Annotated in this window: 22 protein-coding genes; 4 read left to right on the forward strand and 18 right to left on the reverse strand. The window is 61.3% G+C overall.

Features of this window, described 5'->3' with window-relative positions; all coding sequences use genetic code 11:
* Positions 1-200: 200 nt before the first annotated feature.
* The 13 genes from H2O77_RS11410 to urtA form a co-directional block, all read right to left on the reverse strand.
* The gene (locus tag H2O77_RS11410) at positions 201-785 is read right to left on the reverse strand and encodes a HupE/UreJ family protein (protein WP_215823112.1); all 585 of its coding nucleotides are present in this window, start codon (positions 783-785) and stop codon (positions 201-203) included.
* Positions 786-888: 103 nt separating this feature from the next.
* Positions 889-1,527: an urease accessory protein UreG gene (gene ureG / locus H2O77_RS11415; RefSeq protein WP_175089557.1), complete on the reverse strand. Its 639-nt coding sequence runs from the start codon at positions 1,525-1,527 to the stop codon at positions 889-891.
* Between the two features lie 81 nt (positions 1,528-1,608).
* Positions 1,609-2,310, reverse strand: coding sequence for an urease accessory UreF family protein (locus H2O77_RS11420; protein ID WP_024952524.1), 702 nt, complete (start codon positions 2,308-2,310; stop codon positions 1,609-1,611).
* A complete protein-coding gene (locus H2O77_RS11425) occupies positions 2,300-2,953 on the reverse strand; it encodes an urease accessory protein UreE (RefSeq protein ID WP_215823113.1) in 654 nt (217 codons plus the stop codon). The genes H2O77_RS11420 and H2O77_RS11425 overlap by 11 nt, the downstream gene beginning before the upstream one ends.
* A gap of 48 nt (positions 2,954-3,001) precedes the next feature.
* The gene (gene ureC / locus H2O77_RS11430; RefSeq protein ID WP_215823114.1) at positions 3,002-4,705 is read right to left on the reverse strand and encodes an urease subunit alpha; all 1,704 of its coding nucleotides are present in this window, start codon (positions 4,703-4,705) and stop codon (positions 3,002-3,004) included.
* Positions 4,706-4,819: 114 nt separating this feature from the next.
* On the reverse strand, positions 4,820-5,182 hold the full coding sequence (locus tag H2O77_RS11435) for an urease subunit beta (protein WP_215823115.1): 363 nt from the start codon (positions 5,180-5,182) through the stop codon (positions 4,820-4,822).
* An 11-nt stretch (positions 5,183-5,193) separates the two neighbouring features.
* A complete protein-coding gene (gene ureA, locus H2O77_RS11440) occupies positions 5,194-5,496 on the reverse strand; it encodes an urease subunit gamma (RefSeq protein WP_024952521.1) in 303 nt (100 codons plus the stop codon).
* Between the two features lie 41 nt (positions 5,497-5,537).
* Positions 5,538-6,440, reverse strand: a complete 903-nt coding sequence (locus tag H2O77_RS11445) for an urease accessory protein UreD (protein ID WP_240548808.1) — start codon at positions 6,438-6,440, stop codon at positions 5,538-5,540.
* A 32-nt stretch (positions 6,441-6,472) separates the two neighbouring features.
* Complete coding sequence (gene urtE, locus H2O77_RS11450) at positions 6,473-7,222, reverse strand: urea ABC transporter ATP-binding subunit UrtE (protein WP_215824584.1); 750 nt, start codon at positions 7,220-7,222, stop codon at positions 6,473-6,475.
* A 47-nt stretch (positions 7,223-7,269) separates the two neighbouring features.
* The gene (gene urtD / locus H2O77_RS11455; protein ID WP_175089551.1) at positions 7,270-8,097 is read right to left on the reverse strand and encodes an urea ABC transporter ATP-binding protein UrtD; all 828 of its coding nucleotides are present in this window, start codon (positions 8,095-8,097) and stop codon (positions 7,270-7,272) included.
* Positions 8,094-9,275 (reverse strand): urea ABC transporter permease subunit UrtC, encoded by a 1,182-nt coding sequence (gene urtC / locus H2O77_RS11460; protein WP_215823117.1) that lies wholly within the window; start codon positions 9,273-9,275, stop codon positions 8,094-8,096. The genes urtD and urtC overlap by 4 nt, the downstream gene beginning before the upstream one ends.
* Before the next feature lie 3 nt (positions 9,276-9,278).
* Positions 9,279-10,931, reverse strand: coding sequence for an urea ABC transporter permease subunit UrtB (urtB, locus tag H2O77_RS11465; protein WP_240548591.1), 1,653 nt, complete (start codon positions 10,929-10,931; stop codon positions 9,279-9,281).
* A 135-nt stretch (positions 10,932-11,066) separates the two neighbouring features.
* Positions 11,067-12,341 carry an urea ABC transporter substrate-binding protein gene (gene urtA, locus H2O77_RS11470; RefSeq protein WP_215824586.1) on the reverse strand — a complete coding sequence of 425 codons (1,275 nt, stop codon included), beginning with the start codon at positions 12,339-12,341 and terminating at the stop codon, positions 11,067-11,069.
* 662 nt (positions 12,342-13,003) lie between these two features.
* Here urtA and H2O77_RS11475 point away from each other — a divergent pair.
* The 4 genes from H2O77_RS11475 (at position 13,004) to H2O77_RS11490 (ending at position 20,058) form a co-directional block, all read left to right on the forward strand.
* Positions 13,004-13,996, forward strand: coding sequence for a site-specific integrase (locus H2O77_RS11475; protein WP_240548592.1), 993 nt, complete (start codon positions 13,004-13,006; stop codon positions 13,994-13,996).
* 115 nt (positions 13,997-14,111) lie between these two features.
* Complete coding sequence (locus tag H2O77_RS11480; RefSeq protein WP_215823118.1) at positions 14,112-14,924, forward strand: hypothetical protein; 813 nt, start codon at positions 14,112-14,114, stop codon at positions 14,922-14,924.
* The gene (locus H2O77_RS11485) at positions 14,921-17,362 is read left to right on the forward strand and encodes a hypothetical protein (protein WP_215823119.1); all 2,442 of its coding nucleotides are present in this window, start codon (positions 14,921-14,923) and stop codon (positions 17,360-17,362) included. Before H2O77_RS11480 ends, H2O77_RS11485 begins: the two co-directional genes overlap by 4 nt.
* Positions 17,359-20,058: a hypothetical protein gene (locus tag H2O77_RS11490; protein ID WP_215823120.1), complete on the forward strand. Its 2,700-nt coding sequence runs from the start codon at positions 17,359-17,361 to the stop codon at positions 20,056-20,058. The genes H2O77_RS11485 and H2O77_RS11490 overlap by 4 nt, the downstream gene beginning before the upstream one ends.
* A gap of 115 nt (positions 20,059-20,173) precedes the next feature.
* On the opposite strand, the gene H2O77_RS11495 is transcribed toward H2O77_RS11490, so the two are convergent.
* The 5 genes from H2O77_RS11495 to H2O77_RS11515 all read right to left on the reverse strand — a co-directional run bounded on the left by H2O77_RS11495 (position 20,174) and on the right by H2O77_RS11515 (position 25,991).
* Positions 20,174-20,569 (reverse strand): RidA family protein, encoded by a 396-nt coding sequence (locus H2O77_RS11495; protein ID WP_215823121.1) that lies wholly within the window; start codon positions 20,567-20,569, stop codon positions 20,174-20,176.
* Between the two features lie 98 nt (positions 20,570-20,667).
* Positions 20,668-21,456: a DUF3726 domain-containing protein gene (locus tag H2O77_RS11500; RefSeq protein WP_215823122.1), complete on the reverse strand. Its 789-nt coding sequence runs from the start codon at positions 21,454-21,456 to the stop codon at positions 20,668-20,670.
* Positions 21,453-23,252 carry a hypothetical protein gene (locus tag H2O77_RS11505; protein WP_215823123.1) on the reverse strand — a complete coding sequence of 600 codons (1,800 nt, stop codon included), beginning with the start codon at positions 23,250-23,252 and terminating at the stop codon, positions 21,453-21,455. Before H2O77_RS11505 ends, H2O77_RS11500 begins: the two co-directional genes overlap by 4 nt.
* A 1-nt stretch (position 23,253) precedes the next feature.
* Complete coding sequence (locus tag H2O77_RS11510; protein ID WP_215823124.1) at positions 23,254-24,870, reverse strand: BCCT family transporter; 1,617 nt, start codon at positions 24,868-24,870, stop codon at positions 23,254-23,256.
* 119 nt (positions 24,871-24,989) lie between these two features.
* Positions 24,990-25,991 (reverse strand): dipeptidase, encoded by a 1,002-nt coding sequence (locus H2O77_RS11515; RefSeq protein WP_215823125.1) that lies wholly within the window; start codon positions 25,989-25,991, stop codon positions 24,990-24,992.
* Positions 25,992-25,998: the final 7 nt, after the last annotated feature.

A 25,998-nucleotide genomic window follows, 5' to 3' on the forward strand; every position in this document is an offset into this window, starting at 1 on the left:
TCAGCAAGCACGATTACGCGGCCGGTCGAGGAATGCGCCATCATCGACTCGACCCCAAAATGATACGTTATAACATTTCTACAAGACAATCCCTTACCCCTTTTTCCAAAAGACAAAAACGCCCCGCTGGCAGGCCAGCGGAGCGTGAAGTGGTGAAATCAGCGGTGTGTTTTAGTCCGCGAGCAACTCTCAGCTGACGATCAGACCGCCATCATCACGGCAGAGGCCATCACCGCTCCGCCCACCAGACGTGAAGCGATGGCAGGTACCCCCATCAGGCGCTGGCCGATTGCACGGCCCAGCAACGCCAGGGCCAGCGTCGCGATCACGAAGCCCGCCATGTAGCCCGCGGCGCTGCCAGCCGCCGGCATTTCCAGCGCATGGGCGAAGCCGTGGCAGGCCATGAAACCGGCGACCATCACGGCGCCAGCCAGGGTCGGCAGACGCAGCAGCAGCGCCACCAGCGCGCCAGAGGCCAGCACCGAGAGCAGGATGCCCTGCTCGGCGATCAGCGCATGCAGCGCCTGACCACCGCTGAGCAGCGCAATGCCCGCCCCCGCCAGCATGCCGACGACCATCAACAACGGCGTGGCAAGCGTCAACGCTCGCGACTGACGCGCACTCCAGATGCCGATGGCCAGCATGGCCAGCAGGTGGTCCAGCCCGGTGAAGGGATGCGACAGGCCCGCCATCAGCCCCTGGGCATCATGGCCGGGGTGGGCAGAGGCCGAGGTCGCCACCAGCAGCAGCGAGGTGGCAAGCAGTGCGGAGTGAGAACGCTTCATGTGTCATTCCTGAACAAGATGATGATGAATCCCCCGACACCCGTGGTGAGACGAATGCCGGGAGACAATGAACCCTAAGCCAGCGGCAGAAAACGCTGCGCGGTCAGGCCTGTGCCGCCAGCTTTTGCGGACGACGCTCCGGCAGCATGCCGCGATCCAGAATGAAGGCGATGATCTCTTCCAGCCCGACACCGTCATACAGATTGGCGAACACGAAGGGCCGCTCACCGCGCATCTTGCGCGAATCGCGGTCCATCACCTCGAGCGAGGCATGCACCTGCTCGGCGATGTCGATCTTGTTGATGATCAGAAGGTCTGACTTGGTGATGCCCGGCCCGCCCTTGCGCGGAATCTTGTCGCCTGCCGAGACATCGATCACATAGAGGGTGAGATCGGAAAGCTCGGGGCTGAAGGTCGCGGACAGGTTGTCGCCGCCGGATTCCACCAGCACCAGCTCCATGTCCGGGTGACGCGCCTGCAGATCATCGATGGCCGCCAGATTCATCGAGGCATCCTCGCGAATCGCGGTATGCGGACAGCCACCGGTCTCGACCCCGAGGATGCGGTCCGCGTCCAGCGCTTCATGGCGCAGCAGGAAATCGGCATCTTCGCGGGTGTAGATGTCATTGGTGACCACCCCGATGTCGTAATGATCCCGCAGGGCCAGACACAGCTGGCGCAGCAGCGCCGTCTTGCCGGAGCCCACCGGCCCACCCACTCCTACGCGTAGACAATGCTTCATGGCAGCTTCCTTTCTCGTGAGATATCAGACGTTCATGTCGGTCGGTTCAGGCGCCGCCGCCTCAAGACAGGCGGCCTTGGCTCAGCTCCTGAACAGACGGGAATATTGTGTTTCGTGCTGGGCGGAGGCGAGCGCCAGCCCCGGCAATATCGGGCCAAGCTCACCATCCAAACGCTCAAGCGCCTGAGCGACGATTTCCACCACGCGGGGGCGCAGCTGCTCGGTCAGACGTTGGGCGGCGGTGTGTCCCAACGGCATGGCCTTACAGGCCACCGCCAGCTGATTCTCGAGCCAGGCCCAGGCGAAGCCGATCAAGGTCTGACGCGGCGGCACTCCCCGCTGATGCGCCACCCAGGCAAACACCGTGACGTAGCCGGGCGCCTGGGGCATCAGCGCGACTGGCGGTTCGAGCTCGAGACTTCTGAGCAGGCGCAACAGCGCCGCCCCGAGACGCGCGTCCTCATCGCTGAGTTCGGCGGTTTCACGGGTCGCCTTGAGCCAGCCATCCCACTCGTCGAGCGCCGGTGCATCCCCCTCGGCCCACGCCTGCTGCAGACGCACCAACAGTGGCAGCTCGCAACGGCCAAGCCCGTCTTCCAGCACGCCATCGATCCACTCGCCAAGCTCCTGCTCCTGAGTGACCCAGCCAAGCTCGAAGGCACTCTCCAGCCCCTGAGACCAGGCAAAGGCGCCGATGGGCAAGGCCGGACTCACCAGCTGCAACAGCCCCAGCAGCGCCAGATCCTCCTGCGCCGGCAGGCCCGCCATAGCATCAGTGCTCATGCGTGTGCTCATGGGCGTGGCTGTGAGAATGGCCGTGGCTGTGCTCATGGGCATGGGCATGGTCGTGAGCATGTGAGTGGCCGTGGCCATGACCGTGTGAATGAGCATGCCCCTGCCCCGCCTGGGCATAGGCACCCGGCTCAGGGTCAAAAGGCGCCTCGTGATGGGTGAGGGTCGCGCCGAGGCGCTCGGCCAGTTCTTCCAGCACGTGATCCGGCGGGAAGCGCACCCAGCCGGTTGCGCTCTCTGCTTCGCCCTTTGCTTCGGCCTTTCCTTCACTACTGCCAGTGTCAGGCGTCTGCATGCCGATGGCGAGCTGCACATGGCGATTGCCCAGGTGATAGCAGAGCGCGGCCATCGGGCGCCCGGCGGCGATGTGGGCAGTCACTACCGGCTCATCTGCGGCGCGGATGCGGATCACCTCGCCCTCGCGCGAGGCCAGCCGATCGCCGTCACGCAGTACCGGGCCGCGATCCAGAAACAGGCCGACCTCGCGTCCGCCATCCGTGGTGGCACGCAGACGACCGCGGATGCGCAGCTCCAGCGGCAGGGTCAGGGTGTCGAGAGGCTCGGCGTCGGTGTGAGTGCTCGCTGGGGAGCCTGAACCACTGGCGTCTGGCAGGCGATGTATCAGTTCCATCATGGCGTCGATCTCGAATAGGGAATCAGAACAGGCACTTAAAACGGGCCTTCAGAACAGGTGGTAGCGCTGGGCCAGCGGCAGCTCGCTGGCAGGCTCACAGGTCAGCAGCTCGCCGTCGGCGAAGACTTCGTAGGTCTCGGGGTCGACCTTGAGCTCCGGGCAGGCGTCATTGAGTTTCATGTCGCACTTGCGCACCTGACGCACGTCGCGGCAGGCGGACAGCGGGCTGTCGAGCCCGAGCGCCTCCCCGACACCAGCCTTGAGCGCCGCCTGGGAGACGAATGTCAGGCGCGTGGCGCTGGCTGCCTTGCCGAAGGCACCGAACATCGGGCGGTAATGCACCGGCTGCGGCGTGGGAATCGAGGCATTCGGGTCGCCCATGGGTGCAGCGGCGATCATGCCGCCCTTGAGGATGCACGCCGGTTTGACGCCGAAGAACGCCGGTGACCACAGCACCAGGTCCGCCAGCTTGCCGACTTCAATTGAGCCGACCTCGTGGGCGATGCCGTGGGTGATGGCCGAGTTGATGGTGTACTTGGCGATATAGCGGCGCGCACGGAAGTTGTCGGTGCCGCGCTCGCTGTCCTCTGCCAGCAGCCCGCGCTGTTCGCGCATCTTGTGCGCCGTCTGCCAGGTACGGCAGATCACCTCGCCCACGCGGCCCATCGCCTGGGAATCCGAGGACATCATCGAGATGACACCCAGGTCATGCAGGATGTCCTCGGCGGCGATGGTCTCACGGCGAATGCGCGAATCGGCGAAGGCGACATCCTCGGGAATGCTCGGGTCCAGGTGGTGGCAGACCATCAGCATGTCGAGATGCTCATCCACCGTGTTGATGGTGTAGGGGCGCGTCGGGTTGGTGGAAGACGGCAGCACGTTGGGCCGCGAGCAGGCGGTGATGATGTCCGGGGCATGGCCGCCACCGGCGCCTTCGGTGTGGAAGGTGTGAATGCAGCGGTCCTTGAAGGCCGCCAGGGTGTCCTCGACGAAGCCCGACTCGTTCAGGGTGTCGGTATGGATCGCCACCTGCACGTCATAGGCATCGGCGACGGTCAGACAGTTGTCGATGGAGGCCGGCGACGTGCCCCAGTCCTCATGCAGCTTGAGCCCGATCACGCCGGCCTCGATCTGCTGCTCCAGTCCCTGTGGCAGCGAGGCATTGCCCTTACCGAGAAAGCCGATGTTCATCGGCAGGCTATCCACCGCCTGCAGCATCTTGCCGATATGCCACGGCCCCGGCGTACAGGTGGTGGCATTGGTGCCGGTGGCCGGCCCGGTGCCGCCGCCGAGCATGGTGGTGATGCCGCTCATCAGCGCCTCTTCCACCTGCTGAGGGCAGATGAAGTGGATGTGCGGGTCTACACCACCGGCGGTGAGAATCTTGCCCTCACCGGCAATGATCTCGGTGCCCGGGCCGATCACGATGTCCACATCAGGCTGGGTGTCGGGGTTGCCCGCCTTGCCGATGGCCGCGATGCGCCCGGCCTTGAGGCCGACATCCGCCTTGACGATGCCCCACCAGTCCAGAATCAGCGCATTGGTGATCACGGTATCCATCACGCTGTCATCGGCGCGCTGGCTCTGACCCATGCCATCGCGGATCACCTTGCCACCGCCGAACTTCACTTCTTCCCCGTAATGGGTGAAATCCTTCTCCACCTCGATCCACAGCGCCGTATCGCCCAGACGCACGCGGTCCCCGGTGGTCGGGCCGTACATGTCGGCATAGGCCTGTCGCGTTATCTTCATGGGTTGCCTCTTGATCCCTGAGCCACAGCTTCTAAGCCAACGCTTTTGAGCTGCAGTTGCTAATCCGCAGTTTCTGAACTGCAGTCGCCAAGTGTGCTCCGAGCCGATTGCCTGTCAGCGCCATTGCCTGACGCCTAGTCGCAAGGGGCAGCGCTCGACACTGCCGTCATCCTTGAGTTGCCCCATCACCTCGCCGCGGAAGCCATAGATATGACGACTGCCGGCGAAGGGAATCAGCGTGACGTCACGCGTCTGCCCCGGTTCGAAGCGAATCGCCGTGCCGGCGGCAATGTCCAGGCGCTGCCCGAGGGCGGCCTCGCGATCAAACACCAGCGCTGGATTGGCCTCGGCAAAGTGATAGTGCGAGCCGATCTGGATCGGTCGGTCGCCGGTATTGCCGACCGAGAGCGTGGTGCGCAGGCGGTCTTCGCAGAGAGAGATCTCGCCGTCCGCCACCAGATATTCACCGGGAATCATGATTGCTCGCCTCACACGATGGGGTTGTGAACGGTCACCAGCTTGGTGCCGTCCGGGAAGGTCGCCTCGACCTGCACCTCGGGAATCATCTCGGCGATGCCTTCCATCACGTCGTCACGGGTCAGCACCTCCGCGCCGCGCCCCATCAGCTCGGCCACGCTCAAGCCTTCGCGTGCGCCTTCCAGAATCTCGGCGCTGATCAAGGCGATGGATTCCGGGTAGTTGAGCTTGAGGCCCTTGGCCTTGCGGCGTTCCGCCAGCAGCGCTGCGGTGAACAGCAACAGCTTGTCCTTGTCTCTTGGCGTCAGTTCCATGTCGTGGCTCTTGTGGTTGTCATTCAGTGGGGCTTTCGAGATCAGGTCAGCCAGATACGTGGCACCTGTGCCTCAAGTCCCGTCATCAGGGGGCGCAGGAGCTGCCATGCCTGCTGGCACAGCGTCCAGGCCTCGTTGCGTTCATGGCCCAGATAGCGCAGCAGCAACACGCCTTCGCGGCGGGTCACCGCCCAACGCGGGGAAGCAGGTATCGCCTCACGCAGGGCCTCGATGGCCGCCGCCTCATCCTCGAGTCCGACCGCCCACAGCGTCGCCTGCACACTGCAACCGCCCTGCCCCCAGTGCCCGGTGAAGCGCGGATGCAGCGGGTCCAGCGACTGGCGCTCGATCCACACTGGCTTGCCGTCACGGGTCAGGCGAAAGCGTTGTTCGAGATGGCCGCTGACGAAGGGCAGCTCACCGACCGGGCGCCCCAGTGCCAGCACTTCCCAGCCCAGACAGCGTGCAGAGCCGGCAAGCTCGAGGGTGGTGGTCTGCTCGCCGCGCGAGCCATTGAACGCCAGCGTCTCCTGGGGCAGCCATTCCAGGGTGGCCCCGTCGGCGACCTTGAGATGGGTATGCTGGCCCCAGGCCACACCGTTGCGGTCGGCCTTGTAGAGCTTGGCCGCCGCCGGCGTGGTCAACAGCACATGCGCGCCCTCCTCCACCTCGGCCTCGATCTGCAGCGCATCGCCACTGACCAGCCCACCCGGTGGATGCAGCAGATAGACGTGGCAGCAGCCGTGGCGGCCCTCGGGATAGAACGGCCGCTGCACGCGCAGCGGGCCATGATGGCGTCTGCGCGTCAGGCGGGTGATGGCGCGCCCGCCATCACTGGTGTCGCGCGCATCAGCCTCGAAACGCAGCGCCAGCGAGGCCTGCCACTGGCGCTGGTCATCGAAGCGGTGGCCGGAGGCATTGGCCTCACTGCGCACGGCATCCATCGCGCCGTCAGCGGGAATCACGCATCGGATCGTCATACGGTCAGGTGCTGCTTGATCAGTTCATCGGACAGCGCCGCGATCTCGCCTTCGGCCACCCGGCGGCCGCGATCCATGATCACGAAGCGATCGGCGTACTTGCGCGCGAAGGGCAGCTTCTGCTCGACCAGCAGCACCGTCAGGCCGTCTTCCTTGATCAGGCGGCGGATGACCTCGCCTATCTGGGCGACGATGTTGGGCTGGATGCCCTCACCGGGCTCATCGAGAATCAACAGGCGCGGTTCGATCACCAGCGCGCGACCGATGGCGAGCTGTTGCTGCTGACCACCGGACAGGTCGCCCCCGCGGCGGTGACGCATCTCCTTGAGCACGGGAAACAGCTCATAGATGCGCTCGGGAATCTGGCGCAGACCATCGCGGCGCACGGCAAGCCCGGTGCGCAGATTCTCTTCCACCGTCATCATCGGGAAGATCTGCCGCCCCTGGGGGACGTAGCCGACCCCCAGGCGGGCGCGCTCCTCGAGCTTGCGCCGCGTCAGATCAAGCGGCTCATTGCTACTGACATCGCGACCGGAATCGCTACCACTGGCATCGCCATCGGCGCGGTACAGAAGCTTGCCGTCACGGGCGCTCTCCTCGCCCATGATGCATTTCATCAGCGTGGTCTTGCCGACGCCGTTGCGGCCCATCACGCAGGTGCATTGCCCAACGGGAATCTCCAGCGTCAGGTCCCACAGCGTATGGCTTTCCCCATAGAACTGGTTGAGCGTGTCGATGGTCAGCAGCGGCGACTCGCCGCCCGGCATCGGTGCCTTGGTGTTCAGCGCTTGCGTCATCCGTCACTCTCTCCCAGGTAGACCTCGACGACTTTCGGGTCGCTCGATACCGCATCCATGCTGCCTTCCGCCAATACCGCGCCCTGATGCAACACCGTGACCTTGCGCGCGATGGAGCGCACGAAGCCCATGTCGTGCTCGACCACCACCACCGACTGGCGTCCCGCCAAGCTGGTCAGCAGCTCCGCGGTGCGCTCCATCTCCTGCTCGGTCATGCCGGCCACCGGCTCGTCGACCAGCAGCAGCCGCGGCTTCTGCATCAGCAGCATGCCGATCTCCAGCCACTGCTTCTGGCCGTGGGACAGGATGCCCGCCTCGCGCGCATGCCACTCCTTGAGGTGAATCGTCTCGAGCACTTCCTCGATCCTGGCGCGGGTCTCACCGCTCATGCGCGCGGCCAGCGTCGGAAAGATGCGCTTGTCGGTGGCCATGGCCAGTTCGAGATTCTCGAACACGCTGAGCGCCTCGAAGACGGTGGGCTTCTGGAACTTGCGCCCGATGCCCAGGGTGGCGATCTCGGGCTCACTCATGCGCAGCAGATCGTGCCGGCTGCCGAACCACACCGAGCCACTGTCGGGGCGCGTCTTGCCGGTGATGATGTCCATCATCGTGGTCTTGCCCGCGCCATTGGGGCCGATGATGCAGCGCAGCTCGCCATCGTCGATGGTCAGGTTGAGGTCATTGATCGCCTTGAAGCCATCGAAGCTGACACTGACATCCTCCAGATAGAGGATCGGCCCGTGGGTCACGTCCACCGGCGAGATGCGCGGGGTCAGGAAGTCGAACACGCGGTCACGCGTGGCCATCTCTTTCAACAGGCTCATGCGGTGGCCTCCTCGATGGGACGGGAACCGGATGCCGATTCGGACGGCGGTTCGCTCTTCGCGTTGGACGACTGCGAGCGTCTGCCCCAGCCACGCTGGGCGAACAGGCCAGCGATGCCCTTGGGCAACAGCACGGTGACCAGCACGAACAGACCACCAAGGGCGAACAGCCAGGCGTCCGGCATGATGCCGGTGAATACCGTCTTGGCGTAGTTGACGATCAGCGCGCCCAGCACGGCGCCGTAGAGCGTCGCGCGGCCACCTAGCGCCACCCACACCACCACCTCGATGGAGAACAGCGGCGAGAACTCGCCGGGATTGATGATGCCGACCTGCGGCACGTACAGCGCACCCGCGACCCCGGCCAGCATCGCCGAGACCACGAAGATGAACAGCTGGACACGTTCGACGCGGTAACCCAGAAAGCGCGTGCGCGCCTCGGCGTCGCGACAGGCGATGCTCAGCCGCCCCAGCTTGGAGCCGACGATGCCACGACACAGCAGATAGCCGAGCCCCAGCGCCACGCCACTGGCGATGAACAGCGCGATGCGCACCGCATCCGTGCGCAGATCGAAGCCGAGAATGTCCTTGAAGTCGGTCAGGCCGTTGTTGCCACCGAAGCCCATCTCGTTGCGGAAGAACGCCAGCATCAAGGCGAAGGTCAGCGCCTGGGTGATGATCGAGAGATAGACACCGGTGACGCGGGAGCGGAAGGCGAGGAAGCCGAACACCAGCGCCAGCAGCCCCGGCGCCAGCAGCACCATCAGGAAGGCGAAGGCCGGCATGTCGAAGCCCTGCCAGAACCACGGCAGCTCCTGCCAGTTGAGAAAGACCATGAAGTCCGGCAGTTCCGGATTGCCATAGACGCCGCGGTCACCGATCTCGCGCATCAGATACATGCCCATGGCGTAACCGCCCAGCGCGAAGAAGGCGCCGTGGCCCAGGCTGAGAATGCCCAGGTAGCCCCAGACGAGATCCACCGCGACCGCCAGCAGCGCATAGCACAGGTACTTGCCCAGCAGGGTGACGGTGAAGGTGCTGACATGCAGCGGATGCCCCTCGGGCAGCAGCACATGCAGCAGCGTGATCGCGAGCACCGACAGCGTCAGCACCGCGAGGAAGGTCTGGGTGGAGCGCTCCGTGAAGGGGCGCGCCAGCCAGGAACGTGAATCAGGCATGGATCAACCCTCCGCGGCGCGGCCCTTCTGCGGGAAGAGTCCCCGCGGGCGCTTTTGAATGAACAGGATGATGAAGACCAGCACCACGATCTTGGCGAGAACCGCACCCGCCCAGGGCTCGAGGAACTGATTGAGCAGCCCCAGCGACATGCCGGCCACCAGCGTGCCCCACAGATTGCCGACCCCGCCGAACACCACGACCATGAAGGAGTCGATGATGTAGTTCTGGCCCAGGTTCGGCCCGACGTTGGTGATCTGGGAGAGCGCGACACCGGCCAGGCCGGCAACGCCGGAGCCCAGCGCGAAGGTCATGATGTCGACACGGGTTGCCTTGATGCCCATCGAGCGCGCCATGGCACGGTTCTGGGTCACCGCACGTACTTCAAGGCCGAGACGGGTGCGGCGCATGATCAGCATCAGACCGGCGAACACGAACAGCGCGAAGCCGATGATGTAGAGGCGATTGAGCGTCAGTGACAGCGCCTCGTTGATCATCAGCGAGCCACTCATCCACTCCGGCGTGACCACGATGCGATTCAAGGGCGAGATGGTGGTACGCACCAGCTGCTGCAGGATCAGGCTGATGCCGAAGGTGGCCAGCAAGGTCTCCAGCGGACGCCCCTTGAGGTGCTGGATGACGCTGCGCTCGATGATGATGCCCACCGCCGCCGCGACCAGAAAGCCCGCCGGAATCGACAGCAGCAGCGCCAGCCCCGGCTGCCCGGGCAGCAGCTGCTGCATGCCCCAGGTGGTGTAGGCGCCCAGCATGATCAGTTCGCCATGCGCCATGTTGATCACGCCCATGACACCGAAGGTGATGGCAAGCCCGATGGCGGCCAGCACCAGTACCGAGCCCAGCGAGAGGCCGAAGTAGAGCGTCTCGAGCCCGCTGTTGAGCTGAAGCTTCTGCTCGATACCGGCCAGCGCCACCTTGGCGGCCTGGGCCAGCTGCGGATCATCACTCGCCGCGGCGCCATTGATGGCAGCGATCGCGGCGGCGTTCAGGCTGCCGGACAGTGTGTCCAGCGCTGCGGGGTCGCCAGTGGCTTCCAGCTGCTGGATGGCGAGCGCTTCCTCGAGAGTGGCGCGGATAGCGTCATCGCCTTCCTGCTCGATCAGGCTCGGCAACCGCTCGGCCATGGCCTCATCGACACTGCCGCGCAGGCCGCGCGCCGCCGCGAGTCTGACCTCGGCATCCGGCGAAGACAGGTCGATCATCGAGAGCACGCCATCGATATGCCCACGCAGCGAGTTGTTGCTGCGCAGTGTCTTGAGGTCGCGGCGCGAGACCTTGCCCGCCGACTCTCCCGACAGGGCGTCGGAGACGGCCCACTCACGGCCGCGATTGTTGTCGATGATCAAGAAGCGCTCGGCGTCCTTGAGGCGAGCCAGCTTGCTGGCGGAAAAGGCTTCCAGCCAGCCACGCGCACGCGCATCGCCGCTCATGGCGATCTCATCGATCACGGCCGGCTTGACCGGGTTGCGTGCCTCGGCAAGCCGGGTCAACAGGGATTGGGCAGCGCCATCGGACAGGCGCGCAGACTGGCCAGTCGCGGACTCGGACTGGGCAGCGGCAAACAGGGGGAATGACAAAAGACAGACCAGCAGCATCCACTGCCAGCACCCGCGGTACATCGTTGCAACGGAGATAGACATCAAGAAGGCCATCCATGGTGAACGCGCAAAGGCGTCATCAGTCTCCGAGGGCATCGCGGCTTCGGAGACTGACACTCAACGAGGCGGCATGCAGGTGAGCCAGCACGCCGCCTCGCTCTCAGAACGTGCTACGCATCATTGCGCCGCAACGCTCTGTTGAGCCCCACAGGAATGGGTCACGACATTGTAGTTGCCGCATTCCATCGGCTTGCGCCAGTCACTGATCAGGTCTTTGGAACCTTCCAGATAGTCCGACCAGGCATCGCCTGCCACGGTGGATGGGGTCTGCCAGACGACGGAGAACTGACCGTTGTCCTGGATCTCGCCGATCAGCACCGGCTTGGTGATGTGATGGTTGGGCATCATGGTGGCGTAGCCGCCGGTCAGGTTGGGCACCGAGACACCGATGATGGCGTCCTTGACCGCATCGACCTCGACGCTGCCGGCCTTGCGAGCGGCTTCCATCCACATGTTGAAGCCGATGTAGTGGGCTTCCATCGGGTCGTTGGTGACCGCATCTTCCTTGCCGGTGTAATCGATCCACTCATCGATGAAGTCGTAGTTGGTGTCGCTGTCCACGCTCATGAAGTAGTTCCAGGCGGCCAGGTGGCCGACCAGCGGCGCGGTATCGATGCCCGAGAGTTCCTGTTCGCCCACCGAGAAGGCCACCACCGGGATGTCCTCGGCATTGATGCCCTGGTTGGCCAGCTCACGATAGAACGGCACGTTGGCATCGCCATTGATGGTGGACACCACGGCCGTCTTCTTGCCGGCACTGCCGAAGGACTTGATGTCCGAGACGATGGACTGCCAGTTGGAATGGCCGAAGGGGGTGTAATTGACCATCACATCCTCGTCCGCCACGCCCTTCGACTTGAGGTAGGCGGCCAGGATCTTGTTGGTGGTACGCGGATAGACATAATCCGTGCCCGCCAGCACCCAGCGCTCCACGCCCACGTCGTTCATCAGGTAATCCACTGCCGGAATCGCCTGCTGATTGGGCGCCGCTCCGGTGTAGAAGACGTTCTCCGAGGACTCCTCGCCCTCATACTGCACCGGATAGAACAGCAGACCGTTGAGCTCCTCGACCACCGGCAGCACTGACTTGCGCGAGACGGACGTCCAGTTGCCGAAGATCACGTCGACCTTGTCCTGCGCCAGCAGCTCACGCGCCTTCTCAGCGAACAGCGGCCAGTTGGAGGCCGGGTCGACCACGACAGGCTCCAGCTTGCGTCCCAGCAGCCCGCCCTGCTCGTTCTGCTTCTCGATCAGCATCAGCATGGTGTCTTTCAGTGTCGATTCACTGATCGCCATGGTGCCGGACAGTGAATGCAGGATGCCGACCTTGATCGGCCCCTCTTCTGCCTGGGCGACATTGGCCAGCGAGAAACCGACACAGGCGGATAGCATTGCGGCAGCGATTTTCTTGTTCACGACATTCCCTCGTGTCTTGTTGTACTTGTTATCCCTCCTCGTGTAGTGCAATCGATATGCCAATCAATGGCATAAGGCCGACTTGCTTAGTACATTCCACCGCCACCACTATTTTTCGGTAGAGAATTAAATATCCTGAGCGCACTAATCAGGTGCATAGAAAAATATATCTCTTCCCATGCGCACCAACCTGGTGATCTTTCGCAATTTTCTTGGTCTGTGCTCTGCCACATGGCGAGTTAAAATCCTTCTTCTAAGTGCTGTGTCGCTTACTGGTGCAGCCCTACCTAACGACACATCGAACACAGGCGATATGTCATGCCAGTCATACTTCCCTCACCTGTGTTATCTCGTTCCCCTCGAACAAGAGTGGCACCTGTTATATAGACTGCAGGATTACAGCCATCGGCCCACTGAAAATTGCCTTCCCAGCTTCACGAAGCTCGATAGCGTGGGAGTTGCCTGCAAGCGACTCCGCAGGACAAGAGGCGCCACCGAACCGGCGTCAGATACTGCCTGCTAATCGAGGTACTTCATGATCATCCCACTGCCATGTATTCCTTTATTCTTCGGTGTAAAGCGAACACCCTCAATGTGTCTTCCTTCCTTCTGCTCAGCCACATCGCAAGGAGGAAATCATGTCGCCTAAGAAGAAGGCCGTAGGCCTGCCCACCGATGTGTCGTCATGGTCCGGCATGGAAGATAGCCATGCGCTGACAGGCGATATGGAATTGTCACGCGCTGCCAGACGATTGCTGTCTGACAGCATGGCCAAGAACACGATTCTGGCATTCCGATCAGATATTCGAGGCTTCTTGAAAGCCGGCTACTCACTTCCCGCCACTGCCCAGCAAGTTGCCAATTATCTGGCCGAGTTGCATATCAAAGGCCGCAAGCCTGCCACGATTTCCCGCCATGCCAGCTCGCTGGGCACCTGGCATGTTTACATGCAGTTGCCCTCTCCCACCCTGAGCCTGGAAGTGAAGGGCGTATTGAAGGGGATTCATCGCAAGAGTGATGGACGGCAACGTCAAGCGCCCGCATTGCGACTCCATCATTTACAACAGCTGCTGAATGCGCTGGATCTCGAGTCACCGCGGGATTTACGTAATGCCAGCATGTTCTGTCTGTGTTTCTACGGAGCGTTTCGCTCCAGTGAGGTGGTCGCACTCTACAGGGAGGATATCGAGTGGCGTGATGGCGGTATCGTGATCACGTTGCGCCACAGTAAAACCAATCAAAGCGGACGGATCGAGCAAAAGACGCTTCCCCGTAATCCTGCGGGCGGTCGTTGCTGTCCGGTGAGTCTGCTGGAAGCCTGGTTGGAGCGGAGCGGTATTCAGCGAGGTGCCTTATATCGATCCATTGATCAGGGAGGCGGGCTGGGAGCCGGCAGAATGCATCCTGTCACCTTCAGCAACCTTCTCAAACAGGCGCTCATACGGGCGGGTCTAGCAGAGGAAGGCTTCACGACCCACAGCTTCCGTGCTGGCTTCATTACCGAAGCACATCTCCGCGGGAAGAGCGACCAACAGATAAAGCGCATCAGCGGACACCGGGACCAGAAAACCTTCGAACGCTACATTCGCATGGCGGATGACATGCATGACCCGGGCAACGACATCTTTTGATAGCTCGCACTCTGAAAAGCGCTGCCAAGGACGGTAGCACTTCCATGGACACCAATGAGGTGATATTTATCCTACTATAAGGATGAGGTAATTAATAAGACACCAAGGAGGGATCATGACCGATACCTACGCCCCACTACCTGAGGCTGAGTTTGTCATCTCAGGCAAGTTACGGAGTCGTTCACGACGCTCCCTTGGCTATCTCATCCACCTTCCCCCCTCGCGCAAAGGCACAACGATATCTCACAAGCGTGTTCTGCTCCGGCACCTACCCATCGTGCTTGTCAGTGCTCAGGGCCATGCTGAGTTGCTCAACAATGGGACGCTCTTGCGCCAATTAAGTGGGCTCACTCTCGAGAACTTCCATTCCCTTCAGGTTTTCGAGGTGGACCGACAAACCCTCACCTATGAGGAGCTGGAGGTGTTGCGCTACCTGTCAGAGGTACTGCCCCAGGAGCTTTTCAATACCTCACACGTGATGGACGCCCGAGCTTTCATCAAGCAGCTCAACGAAAAGCCTGGACTGGAAGAGAAACTGGCTCGCATCGTATTCGGGTTATCGAAACCCACCCTGGATATCAAGAGCCTCATGATCTTGACCCAAGGACGCTGGGCCAAGAGTACGCTGCAACGCGCTCATAGCCCGAAAGGGCAGCGTAGTCCCGACGATGAGCCCGTGGTGTCAGAGTCACCCTCTACCGCGACAAAACGGGAGAACGAGGCACAAAAGGAGGCACCCACCTCAGCGACTATCACTCCCCCAGCGTCTAAGCCGACAACGCCGCCCCGATGGCAAAAAGCGCTGAGCACACCCCCGGATACAGTGAATCCCGCCCCCTCACCGACTTGCAAGCCTCAGGTAGCCAACCAAAAGATCGGCGATCTGCTTGACGATCAGCAGGACGACACAGAGAGCTCCTCGTCATGACGCATGACACTCTCGAGAGCAAGACGTGGCTCCCCGAGACAATACTCCGCCAATGGGCAGATCAACTGGGTGACCGAGTATTGTCAGCTTCAGAGGAAAGGCACTTCTGGCCGTTTCTTCAGCGCAACCTCCCCCCCTGCAGCCAAGCGGACCTCTGGATATCCGCTCAGATTCATGCGCAGGATGAGAACGATCCTGAATTGCTTGACCTCATCAGCAAGCTCCTGAGGCTTCTCCCACTTGAGCCGGGCCCTTTACAGACAATACGTCAGAGCCATCCCTTACATAGTCACCTGACCTTTCCCGACAAATTCGGCCCCACCATGGTGCGAACAGATATCGCAACTCAGGCATCACAGATTGCACGCCACGGTACAGCCTCAACACCCTACCTCGCATTCTTGCCAAACAATGGCGAGCAGTCTCCCATTGAGCACAATCGACGATTGATTCGCCTCGCCCTGCGCGACATGGCGGGTTACCACTCAGGCCCTCTTGTCGATCCCAGTATCTATTACCAACATCTGTCGACGTTACGCATCGCATTGAGGTACATGTTGCCACGTTGGCAGCACCCGATCGTATGGAGTCATTCTGCCAGTCTCTCGTTGCTCAGTGCCTGGAAAAGCATGCCCTGGCTGGCGAACGATAAGTCGAAGCTTTATAACCGCTTGAATCGAGCCTATGAACTGCTCTCCGGTAATCCAGCCCTTGGAACTCGACGCGCGCGCTACACGAAACGAAGCCCGCAACGCTCTGTCTTTTTTCAAGACACTTTCAAGCACAACTTCTCGCCTGTTGCCTCCAGCCCTGAACTACCTGAGACACTCGATGCACCACTGCGCCCGGACGGGGACGAGGATGCCAGCCTCGAACGAGACAGCGTCTCACACCAGCAAGAAGAGGAAGCCCCCTTCTATCGCAAGGGGGACAGCCTGCTGACACCGGAAGATTGCAGGGTAATCGCTCGCAAGCGTCAACAAACCTCTATCGCGCAGAGCCTGGGAAGTCTGTCGACTTTCGCCACGACTCAGGGGCAGATCCGCACGATACTGGCATTACCTCTGCCGCCTGATGCCAAACTGCTGGTGCAGCTTGTACTCGCGACTGGTATTGCCCCAGTGCGTCTCAGCCAGATGCGTGTGACGGATGTAGCGCAGGAAGCGCTGCTCCGCACTACGCCGGTATCGCGTGGTCAACCGCTGCAGTGGGTTGCTGAAAGCAAGACACTCTACGTCCCCGTCATTCATGCACCGTCAGGCAGTCCACCACTCTCTCTACGACTACCGAACACCCTCGCGGCATCACTCAATCAATTGAGTGATGCGACAACTCAGCCTCTGATAAAGACCCTGACGCTGCTCAATCGCCAGCTGGTGCAACACATGAGGTCAGACACTGGCACCACCCCCACGGCTCAGCGCGTTGTCAGAGCCGCGCGGCATCACATTCTCGGCATGGCGAAGACGGATATCGAAGCAGAGTGGCTTAACGGGGAACTCAGTCTGAAAACGGCAGCGCCTGCCGCTTACCGCAAGATGCCCATGCGTGAGCTACAGCGGCTCATGAACGCGTCGCTTGAATGGTGGGGAATCGCAATACCAAAGAAAGCGGTTGCACTTCCCAATGAGACACAAGCCATCACGGCCTTGGGCTCGAGCGTGACACTGACGCTCCATACGGCCAGAGAGGCACTGAAGGGCTTGTATGATCTGGTGCAAGCTGGCCTTTCTGACTTCCCCAAAGTCGCCCGTACGCAAAGTCATTCGCAAGATGTCTGCTCGGCCTTGATCGAACTCAATAGCGCCCTTTGCTGCTACACACTCCTGGGCGTTCAGCTGACAGCAGGACTGCGCCCGATAGGCCCCACTACGCGAATGTCTCGGCGTGGACGTCTGCTTTGGGTCGCTGACAAGGATTCGGGGCACTACAGAGAAAGCCGGGTAATCCCGCTACCTCTCCCGGTTTGCCAGAACCTCGATACCCTAGAGGCGTGGCAGACCGCTTGGCGTCAAAACTGGCCACGAAAGGGAAAGACTTGGCTGTCATGGCCTGAAAACGAGGAGGCACTGGCCATGTGGTGGTCGAGGCGCAGGGCGAGCCTCAACCTGACAGCAAAGCCTTTCCGACAGACCTACATGCGAGACTGGATCAGCGCACGCCATCAGGCACCGCAGCTGACCACATCATCACGCAGTGCACTCGATACCCTGCTGGCACTGCCCGATAACGCCCCGCGTCATTTCGTCACCCAGACACTTGATGGCCGAATGAAAGCAAACACGCTGGATATGCTGCTGGGCCATGTCAAACGCGGCCAGCAGCGTCACGCCCCCTATGCCAGCAACCTCTGCCTACCACCCGAGATGCAACGCCTCTTGGGGGGCTTGTCCGAGGAGTTGAGGATAAGGGTACTACCTCTCAAGGATTTGCCATGAGCGGAGACTGGATATTTTCCATTGCTCGTGAAAAGGATGCTCCAGTAACCCGATTACTGACCCGCCCCGATCCTGACTTGCACCTAAAGTTCATGAAAACCCACCACATGCAGGAGCTTTGGCGGCGATGGGAGGAGCGCCGACTTGATCGAGTCAAGGGCAGGCAGCGCCAGCAAAGCCTGCACCTTCTGTATTGGCTCGAGCGTCACGCCAAGCGCCAACCAGCCAACGATGTACCAGCAGAGGCCGGGAGCATTACGCTGGCACTCGACTACACGCAAGCCGAAGGCATGGTCGAGGAACTGATGCGGTGGAGAAGTGTGCACCATCGTCGCCCGATAGGGCGTCGCGAAGCCTACGGCGTCATCGGCCACTTTCTGGAGGAGGTCAATCAAAGCCCGGGAGTCCTGGCGATGCTGCCACAGTGGCCCACGCTAGCCAGGCGCAAAAGCGTGCTGCCAATGGATGCGAAGGCACTGGCCAGCACGGCAAGGGTCTTGCCGATCATCCGCGAGCTACGTCGTTCCGGCACTGACTTTCCCCTGCTACGCGCTGCCGTAGAGCTCGGCGTGCGTGCAGGGCTGGGGCAACAAGTTATTCTGGTCACATTGGCCTGCCTCACGCGCCGTCACTTCGAGGGTGATCGAAATACCCCTAATGAGTGGGTCTGGATCCCTGCTCACTCGACCCCACCACGGATCATGTCGTCTCACCTGACGGCCTACCGTCTGCCATTGGAGTCGACACTGGCGACAGCATTCAAGACACTGAGAGCCAAGAAACCCGCCGCCGCCAAGGACAAATGGTTACTGGCCGAGAGGCCGGAAGACGAACCTCTCTCGATTACCGAGCGGATTCGCAGCGTCAAGGGTCGCATGAGACAGGAGCTGGCGTCCCTGGTCACCACACTGCCCCTGACGATCGAGGAACGCCGGACGCTAAAACTAACGACTCTGTTGAGAGCATTGCCCCATGCCGCAGTACTAGGAGGGTTGCCAGGCTATTGGGTGAGTCAGTTCAGTCGCTATCCGATTCCCTACAGTAGCGCCCAAGGGCTTTATGAGCCCCACTCGTATTTCGCTCGGCTGGAGGCCCCTCCTCCCAGCCCCGTCATGGCGGCTCATTCCATCGACCGCCAGCATGAGCCTGTGGCGAATGACGACAAGATGAGCACCGTGGATCTTTTCGCAGCCGAGGCATCAGAAACGAAGGCTCCATATCCCCCAACCGTGCTGACACAACCTCCGGGGCAGCGCTTGATTAGCGGAGCTTTCTGGTCAATTGACTGGCTTCCTTCTGCAAGACGTATCATCAAGCAATGGATCGGTGTCATTTCCTCTGATTATCTGCGCAAGACAAGCGACGAGAAGGTCAGAGGGCGCCTGGAGGCTCTGTTACTCGAGACAAGCAGGCGTCTCACCAAGCTCATGGGTATCCGCCATAGCTATCCGGCCATGGTGCTCTATTGGCTCCACGATCTGCGCGTGACTCGCATGCTTCGCGTCAGCTCATTGCACACCTACCTGTCTCGCAGCTTGCCGATGGCGATGGCGGACTACGCCTTGTCGATCGATATCCAGGAATGGGACAACGACAGTGCTCAGGAAATGTGCTGGTGTGTGCCACACGATATGGGCTGGTCTGCCAGCACGACACAGAGCTTTCTTGGCAATATGGGGCAACTCATCCGCTTCATGCACAGTATGGGAGTACTGCTGGACGTCGAGCCGCCGATATCAGGCAACAGTAAAGCTCCCAGCGCCAAACGAATTCATTTTGCCACCCTGAGACAGATGGAAAAGGTACGGGGCCATCTACTCTCCAAGCCCGATACAACGCCTGATGCCACCATGCAATGGCTCAGCATCGCCCTCGGCTTCCACGGTGGTATGCGCGCCAGCGAAGTCTGCGCCCTGACGCTACGAGACATTCGCATCGAATGTCCTCAGGGAACCTTCTCGCTCGAGCACTGGTTGGAAGATCAATGCCCGGCCACCCCCTTACCGGCGCTATCTGACACAGAGCTCTCACCTCCTGCATCGCATGAGATGGAGACCATTCGCGAGGCGTTGAGTGAGCAGCTGAGTTCATTGCCAGAGATTGAGTGCCGCGTTTATATTCGTGGCGGAAAGACCCCTGCGGCACGGCGCGTACTTCCGCTGCACCTTCTGACATTCTTCGGAGATATCCAGTTGTTGGCAGCGTGGTGGGTTTATCGGCGGCGATGCTTCCCCACGACAGCTCTCTCTGACATCGCCCTGTTCGGCCCGAGTGACAGCGGTCTGGCCTTCAACCACGCCGGTCTGATCGCCCCGGCGATCGACACCATGAGAGATGTACTGGGAAACGCTATCGACTTTCACTCGTTACGTCACGCAGCCGTCAGCTGGTGGCTGATCCGTCTTGAAGCAGCGCAGAATCGAGACATTCTCGATGACTTGCAGGAGCACGGCTCCTGGGGCTTGCAAAAAGCGCCCCTGAAACGCTTTCTTGAGGGAGTTAAGGGCTATGCCGGGGAAGATAGCCGGGAACGTGGCATGTTGCTGTATCAACTCGCCATCTGGATCGGCCACCGCACACCGGAGCAGACATTGACGCACTATGCCCATAGCCTGGAGTACCTGCATCGTCAGGCCATGCGACGCGCCAGTAAGTACACCCAGGCGATTACGCCCTGGTCAGCCCCAGTGCAATGAACTCAGGCGCCCATCAATGACTAGATAGGCACCTGGCGTGAACGCGCGCGGGTGATCTCGGAACGCTTATTCTTTGAGCGATGGTATCCGGCTGATCAATCTTACAGAGGGGGCTCTAAGCAGAGCTGCCTGTATCGCCTTCCAATGCGGCGTAGGCGACCATCTCGACCAGCATCTCTTCACGTGCAAACCCGGAGACGATGATGGCAGCCCGATTGGGATAGGGCTCACGCACATATTCTGCATAGAGGCTATTCACTGTCGCCAGGTGCTCGCGATCAGTCACATAGATCAGCACCTGAGTCAGCGAAGAGGCGTCACCACCGGCGCATTCCAGGGTATGAATCAGATTATCCAGCGTCTGGCGGGTCTGGGCAGCAATCCCGCCCTCCACGACATTGCCGGCGGCATCGATTGGAATCTGGGCAGTGAACAGGATGCCATTGCCGACACTCGCCCATGACAGGGGCGCACGAGAGGCAAACAGATCAGTCTTGACGGGATGAACCATGGGTATTCCTCGAGAATCTTTCGATGGGCGCACTCCATGACCCGCCGACGCAAGAGCGGCGAATCATGGAGTGATGGGGCGTATTGAGACGCGAAAGGTCAGTCGTTGTCGGTGGAACCGGCGCCGGCACCGCTGCGAGAGTCTTCCGTTGCCTCGACCAACAGGCGTGTCGAAAGTGCTTTCAGGCGTGACCAGAGTTCGTCATCCACCTCGATGCCTTCCTGCATGGCACGTTGGCGACAGGCGAGCAGCTTCGACTCTTCATGACAGGCCAGCAGGTCAACGTCATAGTCGGAGCGAAGGGATGGCAGCAGATCGACATGGTTGGCCATCACCAGCGTGATGCCATCATTGGGCTCATTTTCTTCTGGCACTTCACGCACGGCATAGACCCGTATCTCGGGGACCGAGCTGTTGGCTCTGAAGCCCACGACCTGCTCGATCATGGGGCAGCCGATCGCCTCGTCCACATCCTGGGCGTTGCGCCAGAAGGCGGTGACATTCATGCCACGCCCCGCCAGGCGCGCCAGATAGCCCATGATCAGCTGCCGATTGTGGCAATGCTGGATCTTGATGACGGCGAGGCCACGCGCACGTGCCTTGGCGAAGCCGAGTTCCAGCGCCAGAGATGAGCTCTTCAATACGCTGTGACCGTGGCTGTCGAGTACCGCGAGGTCGCCATCGGCATAGACGATCTCCGGCGGACGCTCATCGGTATCCTCCAGCAAGAAACGCAGTCCGCGATTGAGCGCCGCCAGCCCTTCCAGCTCATAGAGCTGCATCCAGGCCACCATGTCGGCGGCATCCCCGGCGTCACCGTCTTCAAAGCCCATCGCCTGAAAGGCCTTGCGACACAGTCCGTGAAGCTCGTTGTAGGAGACCTTCATGACATTCCTCCTACTGTCGTGGTATTGCCCTGCCGAGGGTCGGCGGTCATCTCTGGCAGCACCGTGCGCGCAATCTGCGGTGCCAGCGGGAAGCTCCAATCATCAAACGCGACAGGATCCTGCGGCTCGGCGTTGAGTTCCTCCACCAGCGGAGCCCCCTGAAAGAGCGTGATACGCACCCAACGGTCAGACTTCGGGTCGAAACGGCTGGCACCGAAGAACGACAGCTTGGTTCGCAGCAAGTGCATGGGCTTCATGTCGCGCGCCCACAGGTTGGCGCGTATCTCGCCGAAAGAGGTGCTGGCCATGCTCTGAATGCGGCGAACGATATCCTTGTGGCGCGGGCACTGGATCAGGAATTCCACCACCAAGGCACGAGGGTGATCTTCCAGGTACTGACTGATCGCCGCATGGGTATCGGCGACACGCGGGGCAATCGCCAGCTTCATTTCCTTGTCGGCACCCGCTTCCCTGTCGCGGACTCCCAGACGGGGCTCCTCCTTCTCGACCGAGCGATACCAGAACCAGTGGCGATTCTCGGCGAGTGTAAAATCGACGCGTAACGCCCAGTCGTAGTGCGTTTCGATCACTTGCTTGAGGTGAACCAGCGGCATGTCAGGGGTCAGCTCCAGGCTTTCTTCCACCGCCATCAGGTCCTCATAGCGGTCGACGATGCTCGGATACAGCTCCAGCAGCAGAGTGTTCACCAGCTCCTGAGCCTCGAGCCCATGCTGCTGGTGATTCCAGTCGATCAGCTCCTGCCAGAGCTCCGGCGACAGCGGCACGAGTTCGAGCCAGGTCATCAGCTCAGGCAACGACGCCACCGTGGCCTGGTTGCGCAGGGTCTGCTCGTGATCATCCGTGACCGTCTGGCGCAGATGAGTCTCGGCGCGCTGCAGAAGTGCCAGCAGACGTGAACGCTCCTGCTCTCCCGGTGCCTGTGCCGTCACCTCGGCAAGCGCCAGTTCTCGGCTTTCCACCCAGCGCTGTACCAACTGCGGATGATTGATCAGGAACGGCGCCATCCCGAGGCCAGTGGAGTTGCCGATGCCCAGATAGCGCTTCAATGAGGTTGCCAGAGGTGCGGCGGTCTCGGGTGCCTGGGCACGGGCCATGTGCTCTATCTGCTGGATCGAGAAGTGACGCAGCAGATAGACACCCAGCATCTGGGCAGAAAATGGCCGATGGAAATCCGCGTTGTCCTTGAGACGGTCATAATCCGCGATGCCGAACTTGCCATTGCCATAGACGGCCGTAGTCCGATACAGATAGCCGACCCGGGTCAGCCACTCAGGATCAGGTTGCTGGCCTGCACTCAGTGCCTCCAGGAAGCTTGCGAAGTTACGCAAGCTGCGATTGGCACGCGAAAGGACCAGCAGTCTCGGGTGCTGGCGCCCGGCTTCCTGCAACGGCACATTGGCCGCCATCTGCTCGAGAAGCGCATCATCCACATCCCCCTCCACTACGCCGAAGGTGACATCCCAGGCCTCGGCGATGACGCGGTCAGAGCGTGCGGAATCCTCAAGCGCCTGAGAAAATATGACGCCGTGATAACGCTTGCTGGGCGTCTGCAGGCAGTAGATCGCCACACCGTGACCGAGGGCATCCAGTTCGAAGCGGGTCGTGGTGATCTTCCATTTTTCATGTGCCATCTGGCGCACCAGACTTCTCACGAAACTCAGACGACTGGCATGCAGGCTGCCGAGGCGCTCCAGCTGCATCACATCGTCCGGTGCCCGCAGCCGCAGCCGTTGCTCGGTGGACGAGAGGCGCGCGCCCTGGTGATTGCGAGACATATCAACGCTCTCCTGCGTCTTCCGGGGCCGGCATGGCGGACCGCTGGCTGGTGATTCCCTGCGCACGTGCCATCGCGAAGGCTGATTGAGGTCCTGTCCACAATGAGGGCAGCAGCACCAGCGAAACAGGGATGGCCGTGATGACGATGAACTGCTGAAGCGCACTGATCTGACCGGCCCCCATATAGAGGAGTATCGCAGCCATCAACGCCATGCTGATGCCCCAGAAGGCACGCACCAGCGGGCTGGGGTCATCGTGTCCGGCACTGACGACGGCGATCGCGTAGCTCATCGAGTCACCGGTGGTGGCGACGAAGATGGTGGTCAGCGTCAGGATGGCAGCTGCCATTGCGGTCCCGCCGGGCAATGCCTGCGCCACGGTGAGGGTCGCGACATCGAACTGGAAGTTGTTGAGCGCTTCGGTGAGGTCGATCACGCCGGTGAACTGATAGAAGATGCCCGCCCCGCCCAGCAGGGTGAACCAGACGGCGGTGGCCAGTGGCGCCAGCACGGCAACGGTCAGGATCATCTGACGGATGGTTCTGCCCTTGGAGATGCGCGCCACGAAGATCGCCATCAGCGGGCCATAGCCGAGGAACCAGGCAAAGAAGAATACGGTCCACCACTGCATCCACCAGTCTGGAGCGCTCTGTGCCGTCATGGTCGACATGGTGAAGAACGAGCTCAGATACTCGCCAAAGCCCTGGGTGAAGGCATTGACCATGAACAGGGTCGGCCCGAAGACGAAGATTACCGCTGCCACGCCCAGCGCCAGGAAGACGTTGAAGCGCGACATGATCTGGATGCCCTTGTCGATGCCGGTCACGGCCGAGGTGACGTAGATCACCCCGAGCACTACCAGCACGCTCAGCTGCGTCGAATAGTCATTGGTCACGCCAAAGAGCTCATGCAGGCCAAAACTGACCTGGGTGGCCAGAAAACCGATGGGGCCCACCGTTCCTGCCACCACGGCGATGACGCACATGGCATCCACCACGCCGCCCAGCTTGCCCTTCATGATCTTCTCGCCGAATACGGGATACAGCAGCGTTCTCGGCTGCAGGGGCTGGCCCTTGTCGTAATGGGCATGCGCCAGCACGATGGCGGTCAGGCTGCCCAGAATGGCCCAGGCAAGAAAGCCCCAGTGCATGAAGGATTGCGCCAGTGCAGGCGCGATGGCGTTCGCAGTGCCCGGCTCGGTATCAAAGGCAGGCGGCGTCACCAAGAAGTGGTACACCGGTTCGCCGGCAGCGAAGAAGACCCCACCTCCCGCCAGCAAGGTGCACATGATGATCGACACCCACTTGAAGGTGGATAGCTCAGGCGTTCGCGTGCCACCGATACGGGCACTGGCCGCAGGCGTCGCGGTCAGCCCCAGGGCAATGAAGAAGGTGAGCAGCAACAGAATCTGGAAGTAGCTGCCCAGTGTTCTGGCGGTCCAGGCAAAGCCGGCACTGATGGCTTGCGCGACCCCTTCAAGATCAAACAGGGACAGGCCGACGAACAGCAGTATGAAGCCGATGCTGCAGGTCAGAACGACAGGGTCACCAAAGCGGTACTGACCTTGTGGTAACGCATCCGACGTGGCAGACGTCGTGGTCTTGCGAGATGAAGTCATGTGGCATTCCTCTGACGAGCTCTCGTCATTGGCAGGCATTTATTATGGTTGTTGGTTGCCGAGCGATACCCTGAGGATTCCTGGCTCGGCACAGGTGCCATGGCATAGCGTTACGGCGATCAGGCGGGCGCGGTCTCCTGACGGGTCGCGGCGCGCTCGAGGAGCGCGACCCAGTTCTTGCCCATGATGCCGGCCACTTCGTCCCCGGACATGCCGACCTTGCGCAAACCGGCAATCAGGTTGGGGAAGTCACGACTGTCTCGCAGCCAGGACAGCGGACGCGGCCAGTCAGCGTTGCTGGCACTGCCTTCACCGTAATCCATGTCCTTGGACCAGCGGCCATTGCGCATCCACTCCAGAATAGACACCGGTTGGTTCTGACACAGGTCGGTGCCGATCCCCAGGTGCTCGACGCCCATCAGGTCTGCGGTTCTGGCGATCATTTCGCAGTATTCAGTCAGGGTACAGTCGGAGCCATTGCGCAGGTGGAAGGGATACGCCGAGAACCCCAGCAGGCCATCACTCTCCGCGATGGCCTTGAGCACCTTGTCGGATTTGTTGCGCTTTGCCGGATGGAAGCTTTCCGGGTTGGCATGGGAAATGATCACGGGGCGCTCGGATATCTCGATCGCCTCGAGCGTGGAGCGCTCTGCGCTGTGCGACATGTCGATGACCATGCCGACGCGATTCATCTCACGGATCACCTGGCGTCCGAAGCGAGTGATCCCGCTGTCTTCCGACTCGTAACACCCGCAGGCCAGCAGACTCTGGTTGTTGTAGGTCAGCTGCATGATCATCAACCCGAGGTCACGCATCACCTCGACCATGTCGATATCGTCCTCGATGGGGGAGCAGTTCTGCGCCCCCAGGATGATGCCGACACGCCCGCTGGCCTGCGCAACCGCGATGTCCTGCGGCACATGCACGGGCATGATCAGATCAGGCCAGGCCTCGAAACGGCGATTCCACTCGCCAAGACGCGACAAGGTCTCTCGCGTCGTCTCGTGGTACACGAGGGTGGCGTGTACCGCGTCCAGCCCGCCTTCACGCATCTGTTCAAATATCTCGCGTGACCAGTTGGAATACTGCAGGCCATCGATCGTCAGCATTGTCTTTGACATGGGGCCT

The organism is Cobetia sp. 4B, from assembly GCF_018831605.1.
In the GTDB taxonomy this organism is placed as follows: domain Bacteria; phylum Pseudomonadota; class Gammaproteobacteria; order Pseudomonadales; family Halomonadaceae; genus Cobetia; species Cobetia amphilecti.

Excerpts from the sequence above, each read along its gene's own strand:
- H2O77_RS11410 (WP_215823112.1), bottom strand. The coding sequence starts at position 785 with ATGAAGCGTTCTCACTCCGCACTGCTTGCCACCTCGCTGCTGCTGGTG.
- ureG (WP_175089557.1), bottom strand. The coding sequence starts at position 1,527 with ATGAAGCATTGTCTACGCGTAGGAGTGGGTGGGCCGGTGGGCTCCGGC.
- H2O77_RS11420 (WP_024952524.1), bottom strand. The coding sequence starts at position 2,310 with ATGAGCACTGATGCTATGGCGGGCCTGCCGGCGCAGGAGGATCTGGCG.
- H2O77_RS11425 (WP_215823113.1), bottom strand. The coding sequence starts at position 2,953 with ATGATGGAACTGATACATCGCCTGCCAGACGCCAGTGGTTCAGGCTCC.
- ureC (WP_215823114.1), bottom strand. The coding sequence starts at position 4,705 with ATGAAGATAACGCGACAGGCCTATGCCGACATGTACGGCCCGACCACC.
- H2O77_RS11435 (WP_215823115.1), bottom strand. The coding sequence starts at position 5,182 with ATGATTCCCGGTGAATATCTGGTGGCGGACGGCGAGATCTCTCTCTGC.
- ureA (WP_024952521.1), bottom strand. The coding sequence starts at position 5,496 with ATGGAACTGACGCCAAGAGACAAGGACAAGCTGTTGCTGTTCACCGCA.
- H2O77_RS11445 (WP_240548808.1), bottom strand. The coding sequence starts at position 6,440 with ATGGATGCCGTGCGCAGTGAGGCCAATGCCTCCGGCCACCGCTTCGAT.
- urtD (WP_175089551.1), bottom strand. The coding sequence starts at position 8,097 with ATGAGCCTGTTGAAAGAGATGGCCACGCGTGACCGCGTGTTCGACTTC.
- urtC (WP_215823117.1), bottom strand. The coding sequence starts at position 9,275 with ATGCCTGATTCACGTTCCTGGCTGGCGCGCCCCTTCACGGAGCGCTCC.
- urtB (WP_240548591.1), bottom strand. The coding sequence starts at position 10,931 with ATGTCTATCTCCGTTGCAACGATGTACCGCGGGTGCTGGCAGTGGATG.
- urtA (WP_215824586.1), bottom strand. The coding sequence starts at position 12,341 with ATGCTATCCGCCTGTGTCGGTTTCTCGCTGGCCAATGTCGCCCAGGCA.
- H2O77_RS11475 (WP_240548592.1), top strand. The coding sequence starts at position 13,004 with ATGTCGCCTAAGAAGAAGGCCGTAGGCCTGCCCACCGATGTGTCGTCA.
- H2O77_RS11480 (WP_215823118.1), top strand. The coding sequence starts at position 14,112 with ATGACCGATACCTACGCCCCACTACCTGAGGCTGAGTTTGTCATCTCA.
- H2O77_RS11485 (WP_215823119.1), top strand. The coding sequence starts at position 14,921 with ATGACGCATGACACTCTCGAGAGCAAGACGTGGCTCCCCGAGACAATA.
- H2O77_RS11490 (WP_215823120.1), top strand. The coding sequence starts at position 17,359 with ATGAGCGGAGACTGGATATTTTCCATTGCTCGTGAAAAGGATGCTCCA.
- H2O77_RS11495 (WP_215823121.1), bottom strand. The coding sequence starts at position 20,569 with ATGGTTCATCCCGTCAAGACTGATCTGTTTGCCTCTCGTGCGCCCCTG.
- H2O77_RS11500 (WP_215823122.1), bottom strand. The coding sequence starts at position 21,456 with ATGAAGGTCTCCTACAACGAGCTTCACGGACTGTGTCGCAAGGCCTTT.
- H2O77_RS11505 (WP_215823123.1), bottom strand. The coding sequence starts at position 23,252 with ATGTCTCGCAATCACCAGGGCGCGCGCCTCTCGTCCACCGAGCAACGG.
- H2O77_RS11510 (WP_215823124.1), bottom strand. The coding sequence starts at position 24,870 with ATGACTTCATCTCGCAAGACCACGACGTCTGCCACGTCGGATGCGTTA.
- H2O77_RS11515 (WP_215823125.1), bottom strand. The coding sequence starts at position 25,991 with ATGTCAAAGACAATGCTGACGATCGATGGCCTGCAGTATTCCAACTGG.